The 2,801-nt window shown below is 40.1% G+C and carries 4 protein-coding genes; all 4 read right to left on the bottom strand.

Going from position 1 to position 2,801, the window contains the following annotated elements; translation table 11 throughout:
• Window positions 1-76 precede the first annotated feature (76 nt).
• A complete protein-coding gene (locus tag Q0X89_RS07070; protein WP_297692549.1) occupies window positions 77-820 on the bottom strand; it encodes an EI24 domain-containing protein in 744 nt (247 codons plus the stop codon).
• Complete coding sequence (locus Q0X89_RS07065) at window positions 820-1,281, bottom strand: hypothetical protein (RefSeq protein WP_297692547.1); 462 nt, start codon at window positions 1,279-1,281, stop codon at window positions 820-822. Before Q0X89_RS07065 ends, Q0X89_RS07070 begins: the two co-directional genes overlap by 1 nt.
• 26 nt (window positions 1,282-1,307) lie before the next feature.
• Entirely contained in the window at window positions 1,308-2,336 is a 1,029-nt protein-coding gene (hemE, locus tag Q0X89_RS07060) for a uroporphyrinogen decarboxylase (protein WP_297692545.1), read from the bottom strand.
• On the bottom strand, window positions 2,329-2,801 hold a 473-nt coding region (locus tag Q0X89_RS07055), incomplete at its 5' end, for a uroporphyrinogen-III synthase (protein WP_297692543.1). The genes hemE and Q0X89_RS07055, both read right to left, overlap by 8 nt.

Here is a 2,801-nt window from a genome sequence, read left to right as displayed (position 1 = left end):
GCTTTGCTATCCAGTTCCTCGAGCCGGGAGGTAATTGTATTTTGAAGTCCTCTTATATAGCTTACAAATTGTTCTTTCATTTTTTTTCTGAAGGGTAAAGTATTTTGACTGTTTCTGTGGTGGCTGCAGTTACGGAAAGTGGCAGCACAAAGATGATACCCAGTACCGGAACAAACAGCATAAGAATGAAAACCATGCCGTTTCCTATTGCCAAACCACGGTGATCACTTACAAAACGGACACTCTTACGGTAACCAAAATGCCGTTCCAGGGTATAATCCATATTTCCGAAGCCAGCGTAATAAGATTGTACCAGAAATAGTAAAACAGACGATATAAATCCAACAATCGGGATAAATCCTATGATAAATATCGGGATAGAAAGAAAGAGCTCCATGATTAGGTTTCTTCCATTTACCTTAATTCCGCGCCATAGTTGTGCGCCGAAGGATGTTTTTCTGTGCTCGTGCTGAATTCCTGTTATATGAGCTTCAATCTTCTCGGAGACAGGACTCATAAAGGGCGCACTTAAGGCCATTATGATGTGTTTATAGAGAATAAGGCCCAGGGCCACTATCATAATTCCACCAAGAATGTCGCTTATGGTTCTGAAGGTCTCCGAACCCCATTCCCATATCCAGGCTTTCGAAATCAGGCTTCCTATATTATCTGAAAATCCATAAGCGGTAAATCCAATTACAACTGCAGTTAGGATACTGATTAGTATAGGAATACCGAAATATTTCCAAAGACCTAACTGATTGATTAGGTTAAAAGTTCCTCCATAGGCGCGCAGCCCTTTTATGATGTTCTTGAACATTATTCTGAAATATACACTAGTTGATCCTTTAGATTAATAAGTTCTTCAATTTTGTCGATTTTTATAGCTTTTTCCATCATTTTAAGTAAAATTTGCTCTATTTCAGTCGATTTAGTCCATTTTTCGTCTAAAAACAGCTTTCGTCCAATTGCGTTATTGTGCAAATCCATCGCAGCTTCCACATTTTCATTTTTTGTAACGTTTTCATACATTTTTGTTACATATTTAGCCCATTTGGCCGTTTTTTGATCGTTTTTGACGCTGTTTCGACAATATTCACAAATTTGCCAATTCCAAAGTGCATGTCTGAAAGCGTTCTCTTTTCGGTGACTGTGATGTAAGCTTCCAAATCGCAGATCGCAAATCGCTATGGTACGTTTTGAAGCTTTGATCGTAGGGGCAATTAGTAATGGGTTTTTCGCGAACAGGATGCCAAAATGGAATAATTGCTTCAAACTCATTTGCCGTATTCGCCTCCAAATATTCATCACGTTCCCCCGTATTCCTTAACAGCTTCAATAAAGGCTCCGGCATTTTGTACGGGGACATTAGGAAGAATTCCGTGCCCTAAATTTACAATATAGCGATCCTTTCCAAATTCATCGATCATCTGTTTTACCATTTTTTTAATCTCTGCTGGCGGACTGAATAAACGGGAAGGGTCAAAATTACCTTGTAGTGTAATATTTCCACCCGTGAGATGTCTTGCATGTCGCGGAGAACAGGTCCAGTCCACTCCAAGTGCTGATGCTCCACTTTTGGCCATTGATCCTAATGCGAACCAACACCCTTTTCCGAAGGCAATTACATGAGTTTCATCCTTTAGGGCATCGATGATCTGTTGAATATACTTCCAACTGAATTCCTGGTAATCGGTGGGTGACAACATCCCGCCCCAACTATCGAATACCTGAACAGCGTTCACACCGGCCTTCACTTTTTCCTTCAGGTAGGCGATAGTGGTGTCTGTTATTTTCTGAAGTAATTGATGAGCCGCCTGGGGCTGAGTAAAACAAAATTCTTTTGCCATCGCAAAATTCTTGGATCCCTGTCCTTCTACACAGTAACATAATATTGTCCACGGGCTTCCGGCGAATCCTATCAATGGAATCTCATTATTTAGTTTTTCCTTTGTCATGGCTATGGCTTCCATTACATAACCCAAAGTCTCCTCAATATCCGGAACAATAACACGATCCAGGTCCTTCACCTCGCGAATGGGCTGAGGTAGCCATGGCCCTACACCGGTTTTCATTTCCACATCGATATTCATGGCCTGTGGAATCACCAGGATGTCACTGAAGAGAATTGCGGCATCCATGCCAAATCGCCGGATAGGCTGTACGGTGATCTCACTTGCCAGTTCGGGAGTCTGGCATCGGGTGAAGAAATCGTACTTAGCTTTGATCTGCAGGAACTCCGGAAGATATCGGCCTGCTTGTCGCATCATCCAAACGGGAGGACGATCCACAGATTCTCCGCGTAAGGCTTTTAAAAATAAATCGTTCTTAAGCATTTTCTTTTAAAATATTTACCGTTTTTTCGATCACACTCTCAACAGAAGTAGTATTGGAAATATATACCTTATCCGACTCTGCTTTTGCTCGTGAAGCAGTCGTGTCTCCGATACAAAAAACATAGGAATTTAGAAGCTTGTTTTCTTTAGTAAAACTGGTTACACCACTTGGACTAAAAAACATGATTCCGTCGAATATTTGATCGAATTTCTTCATATTTAGCTCAGTTTTATACGTTTTTACCTCAAAAATCGTATTTTTTGAACTTTTTATGTTATCCGTAAGTTCATCTCTTCGTAGTGATCCACAGAAGTAGTAAAAAACTTCATTTTTATAGTTTTTTAGCATAAATTTGCTCAATTCTGAAGCATTTTTAGCTGTTTTTACCACATTTTGTCCTAAATCCATCAATTTCTGAGCTGTTTTTTCGCCTACACAAAGCACATTATTGAAATCAGGTCTTT

The sequence above is a fragment of the uncultured Eudoraea sp. genome (genome assembly GCF_947258525.1).
Lineage (GTDB): Bacteria > Bacteroidota > Bacteroidia > Flavobacteriales > Flavobacteriaceae > Eudoraea.
This window is presented reverse-complemented; position numbering and strand designations above follow the sequence as displayed.